At 43.2% G+C, this 20,526-nt stretch carries 19 protein-coding genes, 1 tRNA gene and 1 pseudogene; 11 read left to right on the forward strand and 10 right to left on the reverse strand.

The features are described from left to right. Positions 1 to 3 precede the first annotated feature (3 nt). Complete coding sequence (locus tag F453_RS0107445) at positions 4 to 1,779, forward strand: ABC-F family ATP-binding cassette domain-containing protein (RefSeq protein ID WP_018967460.1); 1,776 nt, start codon at positions 4 to 6, stop codon at positions 1,777 to 1,779. 46 nt (positions 1,780 to 1,825) lie between these two features. Next, positions 1,826 to 2,335: a PH domain-containing protein gene (locus tag F453_RS0107450; protein ID WP_018967461.1), complete on the forward strand. Its 510-nt coding sequence runs from the start codon at positions 1,826 to 1,828 to the stop codon at positions 2,333 to 2,335. Between the two features lie 357 nt (positions 2,336 to 2,692). On the opposite strand, the gene F453_RS0107455 is transcribed toward F453_RS0107450, so the two are convergent. After that, complete coding sequence (locus F453_RS0107455) at positions 2,693 to 3,715, reverse strand: helix-turn-helix domain-containing protein (protein WP_018967462.1); 1,023 nt, start codon at positions 3,713 to 3,715, stop codon at positions 2,693 to 2,695. A gap of 607 nt (positions 3,716 to 4,322) precedes the next feature. Here F453_RS0107455 and F453_RS0107460 point away from each other — a divergent pair. Together F453_RS0107460 and F453_RS15855 are read left to right on the forward strand one after the other, a co-directional pair. Further along, positions 4,323 to 7,520: a hypothetical protein gene (locus tag F453_RS0107460; protein ID WP_018967463.1), complete on the forward strand. Its 3,198-nt coding sequence runs from the start codon at positions 4,323 to 4,325 to the stop codon at positions 7,518 to 7,520. A gap of 15 nt (positions 7,521 to 7,535) precedes the next feature. Then, on the forward strand, positions 7,536 to 7,706 hold the full coding sequence (locus tag F453_RS15855; RefSeq protein WP_169333983.1) for a hypothetical protein: 171 nt from the start codon (positions 7,536 to 7,538) through the stop codon (positions 7,704 to 7,706). 481 nt (positions 7,707 to 8,187) lie between these two features. Here F453_RS15855 and F453_RS0107470 read toward each other — a convergent pair whose 3' ends face one another. Further along, entirely contained in the window at positions 8,188 to 9,654 is a 1,467-nt protein-coding gene (locus F453_RS0107470; RefSeq protein ID WP_018967465.1) for a Do family serine endopeptidase, read from the reverse strand. 401 nt (positions 9,655 to 10,055) lie between these two features. Between F453_RS0107470 and F453_RS0107475 the strand changes: the two genes are divergently transcribed. The 5 genes and pseudogenes from F453_RS0107475 (at position 10,056) to F453_RS0107495 (ending at position 13,467) form a co-directional block, all read left to right on the forward strand. Beyond that, a tRNA-Ser gene (locus tag F453_RS0107475) sits at positions 10,056 to 10,143 on the forward strand. 311 nt (positions 10,144 to 10,454) lie between these two features. Beyond that, positions 10,455 to 11,688 (forward strand): annotated as a pseudogene (locus F453_RS14575) (site-specific integrase). A 25-nt stretch (positions 11,689 to 11,713) separates the two neighbouring features. After that, a complete protein-coding gene (locus F453_RS0107485) occupies positions 11,714 to 12,181 on the forward strand; it encodes a DUF1896 domain-containing protein (RefSeq protein WP_018919998.1) in 468 nt (155 codons plus the stop codon). Between the two features lie 165 nt (positions 12,182 to 12,346). Continuing rightward, complete coding sequence (locus tag F453_RS0107490; protein ID WP_018967466.1) at positions 12,347 to 12,694, forward strand: hypothetical protein; 348 nt, start codon at positions 12,347 to 12,349, stop codon at positions 12,692 to 12,694. Positions 12,695 to 13,074: 380 nt separating this feature from the next. Then, complete coding sequence (locus F453_RS0107495) at positions 13,075 to 13,467, forward strand: hypothetical protein (RefSeq protein WP_026292505.1); 393 nt, start codon at positions 13,075 to 13,077, stop codon at positions 13,465 to 13,467. 15 nt (positions 13,468 to 13,482) lie between these two features. Here the strand turns inward: F453_RS0107495 and F453_RS0107500 are convergent, their stop codons facing one another. Continuing rightward, positions 13,483 to 14,037, reverse strand: coding sequence for a DUF4468 domain-containing protein (locus F453_RS0107500; protein ID WP_018967468.1), 555 nt, complete (start codon positions 14,035 to 14,037; stop codon positions 13,483 to 13,485). A 3-nt stretch (positions 14,038 to 14,040) separates the two neighbouring features. Continuing rightward, positions 14,041 to 14,988 (reverse strand): bacteriophage abortive infection AbiH family protein, encoded by a 948-nt coding sequence (locus F453_RS0107505; protein WP_018967469.1) that lies wholly within the window; start codon positions 14,986 to 14,988, stop codon positions 14,041 to 14,043. 182 nt (positions 14,989 to 15,170) lie between these two features. On the opposite strand from F453_RS0107505, the gene F453_RS0107510 reads away from it, so the two are divergent. Further along, entirely contained in the window at positions 15,171 to 16,088 is a 918-nt protein-coding gene (locus tag F453_RS0107510; protein ID WP_018967470.1) for an IS982 family transposase, read from the forward strand. A gap of 458 nt (positions 16,089 to 16,546) precedes the next feature. After that, entirely contained in the window at positions 16,547 to 17,008 is a 462-nt protein-coding gene (locus F453_RS0107515; protein WP_004384181.1) for an HU family DNA-binding protein, read from the forward strand. Between the two features lie 88 nt (positions 17,009 to 17,096). Here F453_RS0107515 and F453_RS0107520 read toward each other — a convergent pair whose 3' ends face one another. The 6 genes from F453_RS0107520 to traM form a co-directional block, all read right to left on the reverse strand. Further along, positions 17,097 to 17,699 carry a type 1 glutamine amidotransferase family protein gene (locus F453_RS0107520; protein ID WP_006045095.1) on the reverse strand — a complete coding sequence of 201 codons (603 nt, stop codon included), beginning with the start codon at positions 17,697 to 17,699 and terminating at the stop codon, positions 17,097 to 17,099. A gap of 88 nt (positions 17,700 to 17,787) precedes the next feature. After that, positions 17,788 to 18,294, reverse strand: coding sequence for a glycoside hydrolase family protein (locus tag F453_RS0107525; protein ID WP_026292506.1), 507 nt, complete (start codon positions 18,292 to 18,294; stop codon positions 17,788 to 17,790). An 11-nt stretch (positions 18,295 to 18,305) separates the two neighbouring features. Beyond that, positions 18,306 to 18,764 (reverse strand): DUF3872 domain-containing protein, encoded by a 459-nt coding sequence (locus F453_RS0107530; protein ID WP_018967472.1) that lies wholly within the window; start codon positions 18,762 to 18,764, stop codon positions 18,306 to 18,308. Positions 18,765 to 18,776: 12 nt separating this feature from the next. After that, the gene (locus F453_RS0107535) at positions 18,777 to 19,370 is read right to left on the reverse strand and encodes a conjugal transfer protein TraO (RefSeq protein WP_018967473.1); all 594 of its coding nucleotides are present in this window, start codon (positions 19,368 to 19,370) and stop codon (positions 18,777 to 18,779) included. Then, the gene (traN, locus tag F453_RS0107540; protein WP_026292507.1) at positions 19,364 to 20,314 is read right to left on the reverse strand and encodes a conjugative transposon protein TraN; all 951 of its coding nucleotides are present in this window, start codon (positions 20,312 to 20,314) and stop codon (positions 19,364 to 19,366) included. The genes F453_RS0107535 and traN overlap by 7 nt, the downstream gene beginning before the upstream one ends. 49 nt (positions 20,315 to 20,363) lie before the next feature. Further along, positions 20,364 to 20,526, reverse strand: a 163-nt coding sequence (gene traM / locus F453_RS15215) for a conjugative transposon protein TraM (RefSeq protein ID WP_154650694.1), incomplete at its 5' end; no start/stop codon positions are given.

Here is a 20,526-nt window from a genome sequence, read left to right on the forward strand (position 1 = left end):
CTTATGGCAAACCCAAAACCTGTGTTAGACGTGCAGAACCTCACCAAGAGATTTGGTGCGAAGGTGCTGTTTGAAAACATTTCGTTCTCTGTTGCCGAGGGGCAGCGAGTAGGACTGATTGCCCAAAATGGAACGGGGAAATCTACGCTCTTGTCTATATTGATGGGCGAAGAGGGTAAAGACGGCGGCGAGGTTATCTATCGCAATGGCTTGCGTGTGGCTTGCTTGGTGCAATCGCCCACGTTCGACCCCAAGGAAACAGTGCTCGACGCCTGTTTTAACCATCATGGTGACGAGGAAAAGGTGCTTAAAGCCAAGCAGATACTTACGCAGCTGAAGATAGCCGACTTGAACCAGCCCATGGGCGAACTAAGCGGAGGTCAGCAAAAGCGTGTGGCGTTGGCCAACACACTTATAACCGAGCCCGACTTCCTGATATTAGACGAACCCACCAACCACCTTGATTTGGAGATGATAGAATGGTTGGAAGGATTTCTTTCGCGTGGTAACAAAACCTTGCTTATGGTTACGCACGACCGATATTTTCTCGATCGTGTGTGCAATTTGATAATCGAGTTAGACAATAACACCATCTACACCTATCAAGGTAACTACGCCTATTACTTGGAAAAACGGCAAGCGCGACTCGATAATGCACGTGCCGAGGTGCAACATGCCAACAACCTGTATCGGCGCGAACTAGATTGGATGCGCCGACAGCCACAGGCGCGCGGACATAAGGCTAAGTATCGCGAAGAGGCATTTTACGAACTGGAGGCCAAGGCCAAACAGCGCATAGAAGAAAGGCAAGTGCGCCTTAAAAGCAGCAACGTTTATATTGGCTCTAAAATATTCGAATGCCAGTATGTTTCCAAAGCGTGGTCGCCCGAAAAAGTTATCCTTCACGACTTTTATTACAACTTTGCACGTTTCGAGAAGATGGGTATCGTGGGCAATAACGGTACGGGTAAATCTACGTTCATCAAAATGTTGCTTGGCGAGGTACAGCCCGACGGCGGGCGTTTCGACATAGGCGAAACCGTTCGCTTTGGCTATTTCTCGCAAGAAGGATTGAAATTTGACGAGCAAAAGAAGGTAATAGACATCGTAACCGACATTGCCGAGTATGTAGATTTGGGTGGCGGTCGCCATCTTTCGGCGTCCCAATTCTTGCAGCATTTTATGTTTTCGCCCGAAGAACAATACAATTATGTATATAAGTTGAGTGGTGGCGAGAAGCGAAAACTTTACCTTTGCACGGTGCTGATGCGTAATCCCAACTTCCTTGTACTAGACGAACCCACCAACGACTTGGACATAAAGACGCTGCAAGTGCTTGAAGAATATCTGCAAGATTTTCCTGGTTGCGTTATCATTGTTAGCCACGACCGTTACTTTATGGATAAGGTGGTAGACCATCTCTTGGTGTTCAAGGGTGGGGGAGAGGTGCAAGACTTCCCTGGCAACTATACCCAATATCGCCAATGGAGTCAACTGTCGTCGCAGACAGAGGTCAAGGCCGCACCTGCCGAGAAGAAAGAGAAACCTGCCTATCGCAATGAGACCAAGCGCAAGCTAAGCTATAAGGAGAAAATCGAGTTCGAACAGCTGGGAAAAGACATTGCCGCGCTTGAAGCCGAACAAGCAGAAATAGAGGCGCAGCTTTCTAGTGGCGCATTGTCGGTTGATGAAATAACGGAGAAAAGCAAGCGATTGCCCATACTAAAAGACGAACTCGACGAGAAGAGTATGCGCTGGCTAGAACTAAGCGAGATTTAAACCAACCATCCTATACATCCAACTTCCCCAAATACAAAATATAAAAATGGATACATACACATTTCGTTCGCCCTACTCAAAGTTTGTGCTTGCTACCACCGTTATCATTATGGTGCTTATGCATGGTGCTTTTATGGCCTGCATGGGCGGAATGGTTCGTAGCGATTTTGGGTCAGGAGCTTTCTTCACCAACCTGCTTATATTCGCAGCCTGCGTTTTTGTGGTGCTCTATGCCTTTTGTATACAGATACGCAAGGTAACGTTAAACGATACCACACTTATTATTCACCGACAGATAGGCAAGGTTCGCATACCGCTGAACACCATCACCAAGGTGGAAACCAAAGACGAAATAGGCTTAGACTTGCGCCTTTGGGGCATCTCTTTCTTCTTTGGTCATTATGGCTTGTTCTATAATCGCACCTTGGGTAAGTATCGGGCGTATGTGAAAAACAGCGACCAAATGTTGGTGGTACATACCTCAAACCGCATACATGTGTTTAGTTGTGAGAGGCGCGACGAACTTTTGACACTCTTACAGCAGCGTGTGTCGTGAATGGTTTGTGTACTATTTCACTGTTTGGTGTTTATCCAAAGAGAACGATAGGCAAGTGTTTGCAATCCATTTAGAAAGCTCAATAACATAGCTTTCAGAACTCTCGTCTTGTTCCAGCTAAGATGGAATCTTGTTCCATGTCATGTGGAACAGTATTCCATTTAATGTGGAACAGCATTCCAACTTAGTTGGAACAGAAGTACCACACGTATGGAAACATCTCATTTTTGAAAAGCTACTTGGCAAGATCTGATTGAACGCGATTTGCAAGTTAGTAAATAGCAATGGTTAAGCCGTGATGTGATATCCCGTTTGTAGGTATATCTCTGCTTATTTTCCTAACGCTTATTCCCTTTCCTAAAAGCTAATTGCGGCCATCTTTGCCATAGGCATGGCCAATTCTTTTAGTTTTTCTTCAAGGTTTTCGTTAGGTAGCAGGTTCAATTTCTTTCTAATGTTCCCGCGCACTGTGCTGATGTTGGTGGTAGACTTACCCATGATTACTGCAATTTCGCTTAACGTTTTGCCCTCAACCACTAAGCGCCCCACTTCAAGTTCGGTATGCGAGAGGCTTGGAAAGCTTTTGCTTAGGACAAGCTGTTGGGCCTCGCGCTTTTTCTTTAAGGCCATGGCGGCGTGTATAAGGTTATGTTTCGATTGCTCGTCGAGTTGGTTTAAAAGTAAGTCTATGTTCTTGCTGCCGGGTTCTTTGGTGCGACATAGTTGCAGATAGGCTATCAATTCGCTTTGACGCATATTGAAAGCCTTGAGTATCGAGTTATGGGTGGCTTGATAATTTTTGTTCTCTTGTTGTATGCCCTGCATGCCCCGTTGGCTGATATGTGCCAAAGCGCAGGTAAAAAGACTGAGCAATGTGAAGAGAATGGTTATTTGAATGTCTATGGCTGCGTGGTAATAAAATGTGGTAAAGGCTAGCGTGGCAATGCTTAATGCCGTTGAGATGAAGGGCGTTTTGGGCACGAAGCCCAGCGTGAGGTAGAGCAGAATGGTGTAAGAGCCTATTTGGTAATATATAATCATGGCTTCGTAGCCCTGCGGTTTAGCGAGGGCAAGAAAGCCGATGCGTGCCATTTCGAGCAGTTGGGCACAGATGGCGAAGACAGAAAAGGCTTGGATGAGCGTGAGTGTACGCCGAAGATAGAGCACAACCATCGATATACAAAGGGCTAGAAGGGCAAAAGCCACAGCTTGTAAGAAGTGATGTCTGATGCCGATTGCACCTACAATGTTTAGCAACGTGAAGATGGTGAGTTGTAAAGCGCCTGTGAAAAACACGATAAAGCGTATCCGTTCTTCCCTGTCGGCACTATGCGAACTGATAAACCGTTCGCATCGAGCGGTTAAAACATTTGTTTTCATCTTGTGGTTAATATTTCTAATTCGGCAGTCGTTTGTTGTTTGTTTGTTTATGCTTGAAGAGTTATCCCGTAGTGGAACATTGTTCTGTGCGCATTTTACTTGCTTCTATTACTGGCGCACCATATATATAAGTCTCTTTGATTGTGGCTTTGTAGTTTAGGTAGTACACAATCTCGAGGTTTGAAACATCGCTATATCTATCGCAAAGATATAAAAATTTATTTAAAAGGGATGGCGTTTAGTGTTTAAACTTTGCTGTTTCAACTGCGTTTTCACTAAAGTTTAGTGTTTTTATTCGTGCTTTTGCGTTGTTTTGCGTTGTGTTTTAGGTGCTTTTGCGCAATTTTGTGCTGCCGATAGTTTTAGTAAACCAGTGATTAGGTCTATTTTTGTGATTGAATAGGTGTGGTTTATGTAGTATTGATAAAGGTCTGCGCCCCACCATTGCAAAGGCTACGTGTTCAGCGATAACTTTTTCAAGATGACCGATGCAAACCTAATGATGTGCAAGTAGCTTAAAAATATCTATTGAAAGCTTTGTTACCACAGCGTTTAAAACGCTAAAAGTATTATATTTATCAACATTAATGTAATAAAAACGAGTGTTATGAGAAAAATGTTTTTACACGTAAAAGGGGGTGGCAAATTTATTGCTGCGCTCTTGCTGGGTGTCTTTATCAATTGTATATCAGGAAAGGCACAGAACGTAACGGTAAGTGAAAAGACAGGAAGCATGATTTGTTCGCAAACATCTTATGAAGGTGGGTCTACCGAAACAGGCTTCGGCGCAGGCGGATTTGCCACTTGGAAGCATTTCCAACTACCGCTCACGATGACCGTTTCAGACCTAACCGACCTCTCGCCTAATGGTCAGTTGGCGGTGCATGCCAACAACTTGTATAACGCGGGCGTAGATAAAGGTATTCAGTTGTTTGGTGGCACAATTAGAGATGGCTACATGACGCTTGCCTTACCCAAAGGTTATAGGTTTACGGGCTATAAGATTATTGTGCAAAACAATGTAAGTACGTTTGGACATGGAAGTAAAGCGCTTAATATTCAGCATACCCATAACTTTTATTTCGGGGAGACTACTTCTGCATTCGACTTCAAAGCGGGGTTTTATTGCGACTTGCAAAAGAACGTAAGTAATACAGAATATACGGTTGAACGCACTAGCATGACCCCTGGCGACATGGGTAATATCCTATACTTTAAGATTGCCAACCATCCCACTACGCATATTCGGGGACACTATGTGGGCGTAACCTTGAAGTATGTAGAGCTTACTTTCACCCCCGAAGCGCCTTTTAAAATTTCTGTTGCTCCACAAAAAGAAGACCAAACGGGAACGAGTGTAGTTCAATGTGCCTTTGCGACGGGAAAGGTAGACCTTGGAAGGATTAGCCAAAACACATACACAGGCGTAACCCGTCAAAGCTATGTGTATAGGGAAGTGAAAGATTTGTTGGCTCAGGCTTTGTTTTATGAGAAGGCGAGCGTAGACCAGAACTTGCCGTTGGATAATCGGAGTGCAGGCAGCGCTATGGGAAACCGCAGCATCAAAAGTGTAAAGAGCGGGCAGAACTATTATTTCGAAATTCAACCGGGGCAAACTTACTTTGCCGAAACGCCTATAGGGACGGTGGACCAACAACAAAACGAGGTGCCCTTGCATTATCGTATCACTGCTGCAAAGGTAAACTACGCGCCAAACACAGCAATGCCCGTAAGGCCTTACACGCTAAAAGTTTATGATAAGACAGGTAAAAACGCCACAGAAATTAATGTAACAGAAGCTGGCAGCTTCAATTTGACTGGCTTGAATAATGATGCCGTTAAGTTGGAGGTTGTGGGTGGGGCTGGTTTAGTGAACCTCGAGCTGACGTTAGAGGCACTAGACCCATACATTAATCACATGGAGCTGATGTGTAATCATGGTGACGTGAGGATTTCTCGCGAATTTGTCTCGAGCGATTTCAGTGTGGGCGGTGGTGTGTTTTACTTCTACATCCCTCGTGATTGGCTGAATACGGCTTGCAATTTCACCTTCGAAAATCTGAAAAGTAAGTATGCCGACAACACTTATCACGATGGAACGACGCACGGAAATGCACGTTACAGCTTTGTGAAATCCGAATATTATAACCTGTTTGGCAACTCGAACAACAATATTTACAGTCATCCCGACTATGCAGCAGATTACGATTATACGAAGAAAGTGTATGTGGCGACGGCAGGAACAAAGGCATTTAAGTTTAACAATGCCGATGAGGTGAGCAAGATGGCCATTGCAACGTCTCTCAAGGAATATCCGTTTACCTTAGAGGCATATTCTGCTGCGGGTGGAACGTTTGCCAATGTGACGATGACGCCAACAGAAGAGAACAAGGATTATAAGACAAACGCCTTTGTATTCACAACAGACGAGACGCGCTATAATATCGCGCCCACCACAGCAACCCAACATCGCTATTACGCTTACTACGATATGGAGATTCACTTGGTGGCACGAACCTACACGCCGAGCGTAACATTCGAGCGCGTGTACGACAATTCGTTCTATGGCAATGAAGAGAATGGCGCGTTTTATGGTGCTACAATCACATCGCAAGATGCCGACGGCAACTTGGGATACAGCTCTATTGAAGCGGTGAAACAGCAGTTGGAGGTTGCCATTGCTGCTGGAGGAAGCAACGTGCCTGTTGCTATGGATAGGTTGCTTTATGTGGATATGGGTCGTAAGATGCAGGGAACGTATTCAACAAACGCCGACTCTTGGGATGCATTGAAGAACGCGTTGGCGAAGAATGCACTGATTTTCTTGCCCAAGAACACAACCCACGCCGACGATAACTTTGCTTATGCCGAAGAAGGTGGAACCTATAAGGCATCGCGTAACATTATTCTTACCGACAAGCAGCCATTCTATTCGCCCTATAAGATACGTGTAGATGCGGCTAATTATGCACGATACGTACGCGAATTATCGGGTAAAAACGGTCAGGCAAAGAAGGCTACGTTGATGTTGCCGTTTACTTTGGCCTTGACGGATGGTAAACATGTTAACCGAGGTGATGATTGTTCGTTCGAGGTTTACACTATGCAGCCCGATAATTGTCTATCTGTTAGTCCTGAACAAAAAGAGGGCTACGACTATATGAAGTTTGATGGCGAGGCCCATTTCGTTAAAGTTACGGGGCCAACCACCGAAGCCAATAAGCCTTATATGGTATTGGTTAGCGACGAGTATGTGCCGAAAGACGGTCAGTCGTTTGTTGCTTTGCAATATGGAGCAGACATTTTGCCCACCACTGAACATAAGAATAAGGTCTATCTAGCAGGCGAAAAGGCAAAGGGAACTGGCAACGGAACAAACTATGTGTTTGAAAATCGTGGTACTTACTGTGGCGCGCAAGTGCAACAAGTGTTCTATTTCGCTAATAATAAGTATTATTCGTCTTTGAATTTGCCTTCCGACCCGAAACAGGTGAACATTAGACCGTTCCGTTCTTACTATTCGTTTGTTAGCAGTTCAGGCGCAAAGATGGCTACTTTCAATGTCGTGTTTGGCGAGAATGGTGAAACCACCGGCATTAACAGTGTTAAAGCACATGCCGATCTTGCTGTAACGACCGCAAATGGCATGTTAATTATCTGTGCAAAGCGAGCTCAGCGGGTAGAAATATTTGGTGTTAACGGCATGAGTGTGGCGAAGTTGAACTTGAAAGCTAATGAAACGAAGCGAGTTGCTGTGGCTTCAGGAGTGTATGTAATTAATGGTGTAAAGGTATCAGTACAATAAAGAAAGGGATAAGCTATGAAGACGAATTATGTTAAGCCGATGTCTGAAATTGCAACGACAATGTATGAATCGATGCTGATGTTGCAAAATTCGGGACATCAATCTAATGATGGAGATGCAAAGGGTGGTGTTTTTGACGAAGAAGACGAAGACCTGATGGACGATTCTTGGGAAATTTGGGGCTAATGCGATGAGGCGGAAGCTATTTAGAACACCATACTCAAACATAACCTATTGAATTTTTATTTTGGAAGAAAGCGAGGCTTGCCAGATATGGCAGCTTCGCTTTCAACGTTATTTCTTTGTGGGTGTGTTGGCTTCTTGCAGTTAATTCTGTACGAATTCAACTTGCTAGCTTGTCAGTTGGTTGGTTTGCCAATTCTAGAATGACGTTAATTGACCAGCTTGTCAGCTTCTTTACTCGTTAGCAGGTTAGTTCGTCGGCCAATACTCCTCTTATAAAAAGAGCCATACATCTCTCGAAACAATGAGAGAAATATGGCTCTTTAAGTCTTTAAATTTAGCGACATCAATCTTAGGAAAATCCCTTTGCGCACTCCATATTTAGAAGCAATGCTTCCGTTTTATGTGCAGGATAATGGTGCTATTGCCTTTTACAAAGGTCTGTTTGCACCTTGACGCGTATGGTTAATGTCGCAAATGGGCGTTAGTTGCCAACCATAACGGCGAAGTAAGCTTTCTTGCCTGTGGGGTAAATGCCTTGGATATACAGCACAGGATCTTTGCTTGTTGATGCCTCTTTTACAATTTTCTGCAAGTCGTCGGTAGACTTCACCATTTGGTCGTTAACCTTTTGGATGATAAATCCCTTGGCAACACCAGCGTCTTTTAGAGCACCGTTGTTCACTTTGATAACTTCCAGACCCGAGGTGATGTTCAATTGGCTCTTTTGTTCTGCAGTAATCTCCTTGAAGTTTCCACCAAGAATGTCTAGGTCGGCCGTCTTAACCACCTTCGTATTGCCTTGTGCGTTCTTCAGTGTAGCAGAAGCAGTAGTCTTTTTCTTATTGCGCAGGTAAGTGATAGAAATCTTGTCACCAGGTCGTTTGCTTGCAAGCACTTCTTGCAATTCGGCCATCTTGGTGAGTTTCTTACCGTCAACGGCCACAATAACGTCACCACTCTTCATGCCGATTGCAGCTCCGGCGCCACCGTCTTCTACGCTTTCAACATAGATACCCTCGTTTGTTCCAAGGTCGTGTTCCTTTCCTTTCTCCTTTTCAACATCCAGATAGACGCGCACGTCGCCACCCTTAATACCCATAAAAGCACGTTGCACACTTCCATATTGCTTGATGTCGGCCACCACTTTATTCATAATGGTGGTGGGAATGGCGAACCCGTATCCGCTGTACGAACCCGTTTGCGAATAGAGCATGGCGTTGATGCCCACCAATTCGCCTTGCGTATTGACCAGCGCACCACCCGAATTGCCTTGGTTAATGGCAGCGTCGGTTTGGATAAACGACTCGATTGGGTTGCCGCCCAACGAACGAGCCTTGGCGCTAACGATACCTGCCGTAACGGTGGAGTTAAGGTTGAAGGGGTTGCCAACAGCCAACACCCATTCGCCAACTTTCAGTTTGTCAGAATCGCCAATAGGTAGGGTAGGCAGGTTTTTACCGTCTACCTTAATAAGAGCCAAGTCGGTGTTTTTGTCTGTACCGATGATGCGAGCCGAAAACTCACGGTTGTCGTTCAGCGTAACGGTTAGTTGGTCGGCACCTTCTACCACGTGGTTATTGGTAACGATATATCCGTCTGCCGATATGATGACGCCTGAGCCTGTTGCTTCACGCTTGGGTGTTTGTACTTGTCGCTTTTGTTTTCCACCGTTGCCTTGTCCAGGATTGCCAAAGAAACCGAACGGGTCGCTGAAGAAATCGCTAAATGGGTCGCTTTGAACTTCAACGGTTTGCACCTTAGAGTTTTGAACGAACCGAATATGCACAACAGCGGGCAGTGCTTTTTCAGCGGCAAAAGTAAGGTCTACTGGTTGAGCAGGCACGGCTGCCGATGCAGCTGCTGCATTAACCTTTATAAACGAGCTGGCAGAGAATGCAACAGAAAGCACACATAATCCGCCAATGATGTACTTTGAATACTTTTTCATTGTCTTTCTTTTTTTTGAATTACTATTTTTGTCTTGTCTTAGCTTTCCGCATGCAAATATAGGGGCAAATATTGTAAAACAACAATTTCTATGCATTTCTTTATCCCAATTTAACAAACAGAAATGTCATATTAACGCCTGTTAATGGCTTGATGGTTGCTTTTTGAAATGTTCTATACGCTATGAGCTGTTTAATTATAATTCATTGCTTGTGTGAAATAACAAAACGACATATTTCCCGAATCTTTTCGATTATACTTACTAAGCGGTCGCCGTCATATTTTCCTCTTCTCCTTTTTATGCCAATATATGTGATGTGCCAAGCTTCTGTTCCACAGTTTTTTCGTCAATGTGTTGCACACATCAATAAAATATGTTACTTTTGCAGCCGAAATAGTAAAGGAGAGGTGCTCGAGTGGTTGAAGAGGCACGCCTGGAAAGCTTGTATACGCCTAAAGCGTATCGGGGGTTCGAATCCCCCTCTCTCCGCTAATAGGCTTTAAAAGGTCTTCACAAGGGTTGTCAATTTAGCCTTCAAAATTAGCTAATCGTTGTAAAATCAAGGTTTTACAACGATTTTTCTTTGTATATACCTCCATTGCCTGACGGCATAACCCTATATTTTGACAGTCATCTTTCGGTCAATTTCTGCTACACTTACTGCTACACAAAAATTGCAGTAGCAAAAAATGTAGCAGTGACGGGATTTTGAATACCATATTGACGGCATCAACTCTTTCTTTTTCAATGTATTAAGTATTAACTTTGCAGCCGAGTGCTACACAAAAGAATGATGCATTATGAGAACAAATTTCAAGGTGTCCTTCTACCTACGTTCAAACTATGAGAACAAAGAAGGAAAGTCGCCTGTAATGCTCCGTGTATTCCTTAACGGAGAGATGGCTAATTTTCGGATCTACGAAAATATTCGTGGACAAGTCGCTGTGGAATAACACTACCAGCAGGCTCAAAGGTCGGACGGCAGAAGCCTTATCCGCTAATGCCGCATTGGACTCCATTTCCACAATGCTGAATAACATTTACCACAAATTCGAGGATGATGAATCCTTGTCATTGGATAAAATCCGCTCATTCTTTGTCGGGAAAGACAGGGAGTACACGACCTTTCTCCCTATATTCGACAAGTTCAACGAAGATGTAAGACAGCGTGTCGGACATACCATCAGCAAGGACAGCCTGCAGAAATACAGCGTTTTAAGAAGGCATTTCGCAGAATTCCTTATCTATAAGTATGGGAAGAAAGATATTGGACTGGCAGAGTTCACGCCATCCGTAGTACAGGATTTTGAGTTATATCTGAGTACGGCGGCTGGGTGTGCCTATAACACATCAGTCAAGAAATTGAAGGCACTGAAAACCGTGACCATCTATGCGCAAAAGCGTGGCTATCTTCTTCACGACCCATTCCTCAATCATCGTTTCCACTTGGAGCCGGTAAACCGTGGCTTCCTTACGGACGAGGAAATCATGAAGATTGCCAACAAAGAACTGTATATCCACCGCTTAGAACTAGTAAGGGACGTTTTCATCTTTTCATGTTTCACAGGTCTGGCATATATTGATGTTTCCAATCTCACACCAGACAATATCGTAACACTTGCTGATAAGCAGTGGATTATGACCAAGAGGCAGAAAACAAATGTGGAGACAAATGTTTTATTGCTTGACATTCCCAAGAGTATCATTGCCAAGTACAGTCATAAGACCTATCGGGACGGCAAACTATTTCCCATCCTAACGAATCAGAAAACCAACGCATATTTAAAAGAAATTGCCGACCTTTGCGGTGTCAAGAAGAATCTGACCTTCCATCTTGCCCGGCATACATTTGCGACCATGTCGCTCAGCAAGGGCGTTCCTATGGAAAGCGTGTCGAAGATGCTGGGACATACCAACATTAAAACTACACAAATTTATGCCCGTATAACCAACAAGAAGATAGAACACGATATGGAACAGCTGGCTGGCAAGTTAGACAAGTTCAATGTTGCTATGGGCATCAACTCAAAATAATGTACAACCCTAAACCAAGAAGATTATGACAACAACAAAGAAAGAACTTTCCTACTTCCGTTTGAAGTTGGAAGCGTATCTCGGAGAGCATTTTCCAGAGAGAGTGAATGAAAATACGTTTATAACTGCTCGCGCAGACGAAGCATTGACAACTTACTGCGATGCTATAGCACAAGGTTTTTCTCACCCAGAGGCAGAAACAATGGCAAGCGAAGTATTATACCAAAATTTGCATTTTTCCAAGTATGACACGCTTGTGTCTGTCTTAGAGAATGAGTTCGAGAAAGAACTCCCTTCTCCTCTTCCAGAAAGATTAACACCAATGCTTCTGAAGAATAAGGCTGTGCAAAGCGTTTTCAATAAGTACGAACTGACAGACGACTTTGGCGCAACTCCAGAGTATGAGAAACTCTACACTGAACTGACAGGGACAATCGTTCTGATCATTGAGGTCAATGGTCTGCCAACGATAGGCGGTGAGAACATGACTTGATGCAACACCACACGGAGCTTTTGTAGTGTCAAGAGCCAAGATAACTATTCTTCCCCACACACCAAGAGTTTGGGCAAACACTTGGCTTTTTTCGAGCATAGCTCTCAACAACTCGTGTGAGGCAGAATATCTTGTTATTGCTCTTGAACTATTAAAAGCTCCGATATGAATACAATCATCATGAATCAAGACGTTCACACACCTGCCTTCATCAAGGCAGACGCATCGAACAAAACCGATAAGAACAAGCAGCAACCGACTTCTCCCAAGCAAGTCCGCCGCTTCGGTTGGACACGCTTCATCGAACTCACTATCCTGCTTTCTATCGTTATCGGTGCCATTTGGCTTACCTCGAAGATAGTAACGCCGCAAGTCGTAACTGCCGTCTCTGTCATTGCAGGTTTTCTGATACTACGCTTTATAGTCAGGGTAATTCTAAAAGTAACATTTACGCTGCTGAGTATTCTATTTTGGTTGGCTATTCTCTGTGCCATCCTGCTTTGCGTGCTTTGAGAAGCACGGTTCTGTAATACCTTTCATTTATCGTTCATTAGGTGGTTATCTCACATTTCGAGATAGCCACCTTTTCTATTTTCCACTACGAGCGTTGCACTTTTGCTTCTTTTCCAATGCTCCACAATATGCGAAATGAAGAAGACGGATGCTGTTCCCTTTTTATCCGCAAAGGTAGTACGGGGCTTGTGGCTTTCAAAAGGTCTGTGCCACTTGGTTTGTCTGGAAAATCTCCACACCTACGGGTTGTATTTTCCGCCAAAACCTTGTGTAAGCCCGCCCCGCTACCTCTATTTTGCTACAAAAAGGACGAGTTGTTGAGGGCTTTGCCCGAAAAATCAGCATACTCCGATCTTTGGACGCATAAAAAAAATGTCGCTATGGATAAGCAAAAAGTAAATACAACATCTTCGATGAACAGAAAAGGATATAGCTCCTCCTCTCATTACCGCATTAACCCTACGGCTGAAAAGAGTGAGCAAGTGTTGGCAATTAAGTTTGTACAATGGGACGTTCCCCCTTTGGAGAGCCTTTGTAATAGCAAAGTATATCTCCTACGTGTGAAGCTCAATCGTGGCGAGTGTATGAGCCGTGAGGAAAAGAATTGGCTATGTGAAGCGGTGAACTCAAACACCTATTTTCGCTCAGCCGTTCCACTGCAAGGCTATCGCTTTGACTTCTTTGACGTACTGAAGAAATATCTTGTCAATCAGTACGGACAATGGACAGAGTTTTACGCACCCGACAGAACAAGCCTAAGAGCCTACCTATAATAGATAGATTAGGAATTACCAATCTACCAGTGTAGTATCTATATTAGTTAGAATCTTATTTATGACTTCATTGACAAAAGAGAATTGTTCAATTGCATCATTTGCAAGTACAGCCTTATTATTTCCGCTTAATATAAAATCTCCCAATGGATGTTCTATACCATCGTTATCTCTTATTTGAATTAAAGTTGGTGCATTTACTTTAATTTTACCATCCTTAAACTCAAATTCAATATTATATTTTATATATTCATCAAAATAGATATATTCCTTGGACCAATTTAAATACGCTGAGCGATGTAAAATATAATTAGTATTAACAGACAATATACTATTGTCTGTTTTATTTATCTGGTCATCTTTTTTTGCAAATATTTTTGTGAAAACTGATGCAGCCTTATTAAATAGCTCTTGTTTGGAATGACCTTTATAGTCAAATACATAAAATGACTTATCAGTATCTTTAGAAGTGTATGTACAATTAGGTGTTATCACAAAATTAACCTTACTTTGTCCATAACTAATCAAAGAGATTAACAAAAAAATAATTAAAGTGTAGATTTTTTTCATATTTTATTGATTTAAATTTATTACAGTATTCTCTAAACAGGAGTTATAACGTAGCAAATTACTCCCAATATGTATCTCCGCCATTAATTTTTCTGCACTTTCCTTATCATTTTCTGAATAATAGTATAAAGTCCAAGTTGCTCTATTATTGATAGATTCCGATATTTTCTTGAAATATGGAAAATCTATTTCATTATATGAGTGTCCTATTACGATAACCTCATCTATGTCGGAAAGATTGTGGAATTGATTTGAATATTCTTTTATTATTTCGTCTGTATGCTTTCGCATCTTGTCATAGAAAGCGCAGATGGCACTTTCAGCAAATTGCTCATGTCCGTCCTCCGTTGTTACGACATCTCCCATTTCTTCGTTTATAATCAAATGGGCGTTCTCATCTCCATACAAGGCTTTTTTTACATTAAATTTTTCTACATCATTACCGTGCCCAAATATTAATTCTTCTCCCACTTTTTTATGTATGTGAAAAACATTCTCAGTAGGAATCTCATATATTTTCTCCAACACTTCAGTATAGTTGAAAGTGAAAAAACGGGCGGTTTTGTCTATCTCGTATTTCTTCGTTATGGTATCAAGTTCCAATGAATTTATCCATTCCTCAAATCCAGAGCGAATGTAGTTTAATAGTTTATCGCATTCCTCCTCTATGTATATTTGCGCATCATACCAATCAGCATCCCGGAATTCATCTGAAGCGAAATTAGGGGTGTTTTCATATATTATATCTGCAAGAGAATCATAACAGATACCTTCTTCTAATCCTCGTTCAAAATCTGACCATAATTCCGAGTCGCTATCAACATAGTAATATTGCTCCATTTCTTCTAAAACATCTTCTCTGTTACGTTCAAGATATGTGTAGAAATCTGAATATTTGCATGGAATTCCATGACCTATATCAAAGCCATTGCCAATAATGTATAGTTTCATAGTTTTGTTTTATATGTTTGATCTGTATATATTATCTACATCGTTACAGCAGTCTTATAGAACTCTTTTATTAGTATATTACGCCAGTTCGGGATAAAAAAGTGCCCTAAAAAGTTGGTAATCTCGCTATTATTTTGCAGCTTTATAGTTGGAAGTCAATAACTTACAAAACATATATAACGATGATTACCACAGACAAAGTTACAGATTTTTTTTGTATATTGGATGAGTTCTGCAAGAATTTAGATGCCGAGTTAACTAAAAAACTACACATTGCCCCCATAGACGAGGGATATAAGCGCATGCGAAACCGCAAAGGGCAAATGCCTAAGAGCGAAATAATGACCATTCTGTTGTGCTACCATTTTGGCTCTTTCCGCAACTTCAAGCACTATTACCTCTTCTTCATCAAGGAGCATCTGGCAAGCTACTTCCCTAAGGCCGTGTCCTACACGCGTTTCGTGGAACTCATGCCTCGCGTGTTCTTCGACCTGATGGCCTTCATGCGCATCCAAGGTTTTGGAAAGTGCACGGGCATTAGTTTCGTGGACAGCACGATGATTCCCGTATGCCACAACATGAGAAGGAATTTCAACAAGGTGTTTGATGGACTTGCTAAGAACGGAAAGGGAACAATGGGGTGGTGTCATGGTTTCAAGCTTCATCTGCTGTGCAACGAGATGGGCGATGTACTCACGTTCTGCCTAACTCCAGCAAACGTGGACGACAGGGATCCTAAGGTGTGGCAGGTCTTCACCAAGGTGCTCTACAGCAAAGTATTTGCCGATAAGGGCTACATCAAGCAAGAATTCTTTGAGAACCTCTTCAACCAAGGCATCCACCTCGTTCATGGGCTCAAATCAAACATCAAAAACAAGCTTATGCCCTTGTTGGACGAGATGCTGCGCAAGCGATATATAATAGAATGCATCAACGAACTGCTCAAGAACAAGGCCAACCTTGTACATTCACGCCATCGCTCCGTACATAACTTCCTCATGAATCTCTGTGCGGCATTGGCTGCATACTGTTTCTTCGAGAATAAGCCAGAGGCACTGCCCGTGCGCATTGAAAAGACTAGGCAATTGGAACTTTTCTAAGCAAATCCTTATCCCGAACTGGCGTAGTATATTACTGAATAGAGCAACTAATAAAGCAAGTATTAAATTCGTTGTACTGCCATTCTTTTAATTAATATTACCCAAAAAGAAAATGCTTTCCTTTCATAAATACAATTTTAAATAGAAATTTTAATTAGGCATAATGCTTCTTCCAGAAAGATTTGACGGTTTTTTCAAAAAGGGTCTACCTTTTGGGCGAAAAAGGTAGACCTTTTTAATAGAAAAGGTAGACCCTTTTCTGGTAATAGGTAGATGGTCTTACTAAAATAGGTGAACCATTTTGCGAAAAAGGGTTGATAAGTGTCAAAAGAAATATGTGCTTTTCTTGGAGATAATCAAGAAATTTCTTACCTTTTTGATATAAATCTATTAACAAGTTGAGGAGGATAAAGCCCCAGCCTCCAAAGGCTTAACAATCGGGGGCAACACTAATGACTATGGCGAACAGACCCATTGCTTATACGCTAAAGGAGCGTAAAGGAACAGTTGGAAATTTGAAAGGGAAAATCGTTGTGCAGGCTCATCCTACAGGACGAAAGAGAGTTGATCATCGTAGTTTCTGTGATGAAGTGGCACACGCTACAACGTTCACAGGTGCAGAAGTCGAGGCTGTTCTCAGACTTGCAGCTGAGATAGCAAAGAAGCACGTTGAGAACGGAGACATTGTAGACTTCGGAGACATCGGGACACTTACACCTTCTTTCCAGAGTAAATTGGTTGAGAAGGGAAAAACGGAGTTCAACCCAAAGGTTCATATTACGAAACCTGTGGTACATCTCACCCCTTCAAAGAAGTATTTTACACTTACTGGCGTGAGCTACGAACGTGTTTCAGCACCTGACAAGAAGTCTGGTGAGGAACATCCCAATCCAGGACCTCAGCCAGAACCGCATCCATAAAATAAGATGTATGTGTGATTGCTAACTATAAAATTGATGCGTGGAGACGATGTACTCCACGCATCAATTTTATTTAGTAGTATGACTACTATTTTACAAATCCATTCTTATAAAAGTCATACCAAGCTGCAATCTTTTCCGAGGTATTGGCTTTCAGAAGTAAGAGCATTTCACGAGTGAACTCCAAGTGACCAGTAATATTTGCTGTAACGATGTTTTTATCACTTACAGCCTGTGCGTTCACATATCCTGTTTCGTTCGTGTATCTTTCACCACCCCATTGTTTAAGTTGGTCGAGACCATTACCCGTATGTTTTACGTTGTTCAAGAAGCCATGAGCACACAGAAACGATGCTCCGTTGCATATCGCTCCTACTATTTTACCCTTATCCAATGCTTCTTGTACCAATGGCGCAACAAGTTCTGCTTCAGGTGAATCCCATCGATTGCCACCGATAAGGACTAAGGCTGCATAGTCTTTGGGCATATTCTCAAAAGAATAATCAGGTAACGTTTTGAATCCACCAATGGAACAGACTGCATCTAATGTCGGAGCAACTGTATGCACTCTGTACTTGATTTCACTACCTGGTATTACGCCAACATGAAGGGCTGTAGAGAGAAAAGCACCTTCCCAATCTGTGTACTCATTCAATAAGACGAAAAGTACCTTTTTTGTTTCTTTATTCATTGCTTATCCTATTTAATCGTAATACAAAGTTACAATTTTTCAGCAAAATAGAAACAACATCATAGGAATAATTCTTGGTTTAATATAGTCAGATGATAAAGAACAACGCAAACTCAACCTTTCGGCGTTTGACTAACCCATTCAAAACTTTACCCTTATATCGGCAAAACGAAACATACTCCCAATAGAAGTTTCTATCTCCAGCCTCTATCTTTCGCAGTAGCTTACTCTTTGGGTGCTTACCATATCCAAGCAATCGCCCTACACCCACATTGTAGGCAAGCAAGGTCAGCAGCAGGGCATCCTTACCATACCCTTTGAAGTGTTCAAAGCATTTCCAAAGGTCGGCACGGAGCAGGGAGTCTGCCTGCCGTTCCGTCATATCCGCTGTGAAACGCTCTCCTGGTTGCAGCTGATGCCCATATCCAACATACGGATAATTCTTCCAGCCGTGCATACCCTCAAAGTATTTCACTACGACAACTGCACGCTCAAAAGGTGGCAAGTCTGCCAGCCGCACCCTGCGCTGGGCAAGGGTCGGCTGACAGAACAGGCAGAATACACAAAGCAAAATGAAAGAATTTATCGTTCGCATCAATTATGGTCTTAGCGACGAGAAGATGTAGGCTTGTCCTTGCCCTCTTCTCGCTCGTTGTTGAAACTAAAGGTCAGCTGCTGCACCTTACCGAAACTATCCTCCACATATACATCAATCGTCTGGCGGTCAGATGACAGAGAAGTGTAATATAAGCGGAACACATCCTTAGTCAGCGGATAGCGGTCGTTAGGCTTGAAAACCGTACCGTTATCATTTCTTAGCAATCCTTTGCCGTCAGACTGAAAATAACGTATCGTATAGCGAGTATCGGCAAACTCACCGCCTCGCTTCAGCGTACAGCGTATCTCAGCCGTCTGCCCCCTTATGATGTCCTTCTGAACCGGCATTGTCTCCACCGAAAACGGATAAGACTGCTGAACATCCAAATCCCTATCACAAGCAGATAGGCAAAACACGGCAAGGGTCAGCACACCCATTACCCAAATAGTATTCAATATCTTTTTCATTTTTTCTTCTACTTAAAAGTTAAACCTTAGTCCTGCTGAAACTGCCGGACGGAAACAATGCACGTCTGTTCCAAAGAGGAAACGTCCCTGCGCCTTTACAAGAAAGAGAACCCTGTCCGTTAGAAATACGTCCACCGAGCCATGCACGGCACCACCATAGACAAAGTGGGAGCGGTCGAGCAGTGTCGCCCCATCGGGCAGCAGCTTCTTGTCCTTGTTCAGCTGCTCATAGCCACCCAAGGCGGATATACCACCATAGAGAAACACGTTCTTACCTCTGTCGGAGAGAACAGGGTGCATATAGCCCACCTGCAAGAGAGCATCCTTGAGTTTTACGTTATAATCTCGGTACGACATATTCTGCTGTTCATACTCTGCCATAACAAAAGTATAGTTCTCACGCCCCAGATATCGGGCGAGTGATGCTCCCATGCCGAAATTGTCAGCAGCAAGGAACTTTTCACCCTTAATAAGTGGAACACTTCCTACGACCTCTACGCCCCTTTGCTTGGGTATCAGTCGCTGTGCCTGCGATGGCAAGCTAAAAGCCATTGCCACCGCTGCACAAACCGATAAAATGATTTTCTTCTTCATAATGTCTACCATTTCAGTTTGAGGTTATCAATCTTCTTTGCCAGTTGCAGGTCCTCTGCCGTTACATAGAAGGTCAGCGTACGACCGCCATTTCTCTCATAGAGCGTCACTTCAAGCTGCTTGTCTTCCGCCAGAGAAAACTGCTCGAGCGCAAACACAGTGTGTTCACTGCCCATGCCACGCACCTGCATTACCTGATGATAGGCACGAAGTGGCTGAAGCACCTGTTCCTGTATAGCGGTGCGCTTTGCCATCTTCTTATCAACCACCTTAAAGGTGATAAAATCCACCGAGTATGGCATATTCGTGCCGTTTTCCATACGAATGTGGAAATACAGCAAGCCATTATGGGCATACAAGCCACGAAGCAGGAACTTCATGCCAAACTGCTGTGCACCAATGTGCTTGATGCAGCGTCTGTCATTCTGATAGATAGTCTGCATCATCAGCTTTACTAATACGGGCGACTCGTTGCCAAGTTCCTTAAAGTAAATGTCAGAGCGATTGCTTGGCAGGCGTCCGTCCGTTGGTGATAAGAAGTCCTTCATCTCTATGCTAAGCTTCTCCGGTTCATCAGCATACTTGACGTTGAAAGTATAGAAAGAGCCGTCGTCGCAGATAACACTCATATTGGTTTCCGTTTCAAAGTCCTTCACCGACGCCTTTACACGTAATACGTTCTCAGCATCCTCCGCTTTCCCTGCGATGATGTTCTGTGAACCTAAGTCTACATAGCGGATAGTAGAAGGGAAGATAAGATGCACGGTCTTGTCAAAGGTAACGTCTAAACCATACGGCAGTACGACACGCCCCGTAGGTATGGCACGGCTCATACCTTGAAAAAGTTCTCCCGAAGTAAGCGGACGGCTCGGTGTCAGATCATCATTGTTTTCCTGTGCTGTGGCTGTTGCTCCCACCATGGCAAGCATAGCCATTGATAAAATAATTTTCTTCATTGTTCCTTTTTTATTTGATGTTATTTTTTACTTATCATTTTCGATTGTTTTATTTGGACTGAACCAAGAAAAGGCGGTAGCCACCTTTGAGCGTTACCTTGATGGTGCGCAGCTTCTTTTGAAGCAGCTGACTTGCGCCCTGCATCACCCCACGGGCAGCCTCTGAGATAATCTGGTCTTTGGCAGAGGAAGCGAAGGTAAAGGATGTTCCC

The organism is Hoylesella loescheii DSM 19665 = JCM 12249 = ATCC 15930 (assembly GCF_000378085.1).
GTDB classification, from domain to species: Bacteria; Bacteroidota; Bacteroidia; order Bacteroidales; family Bacteroidaceae; genus Prevotella; species Prevotella loescheii.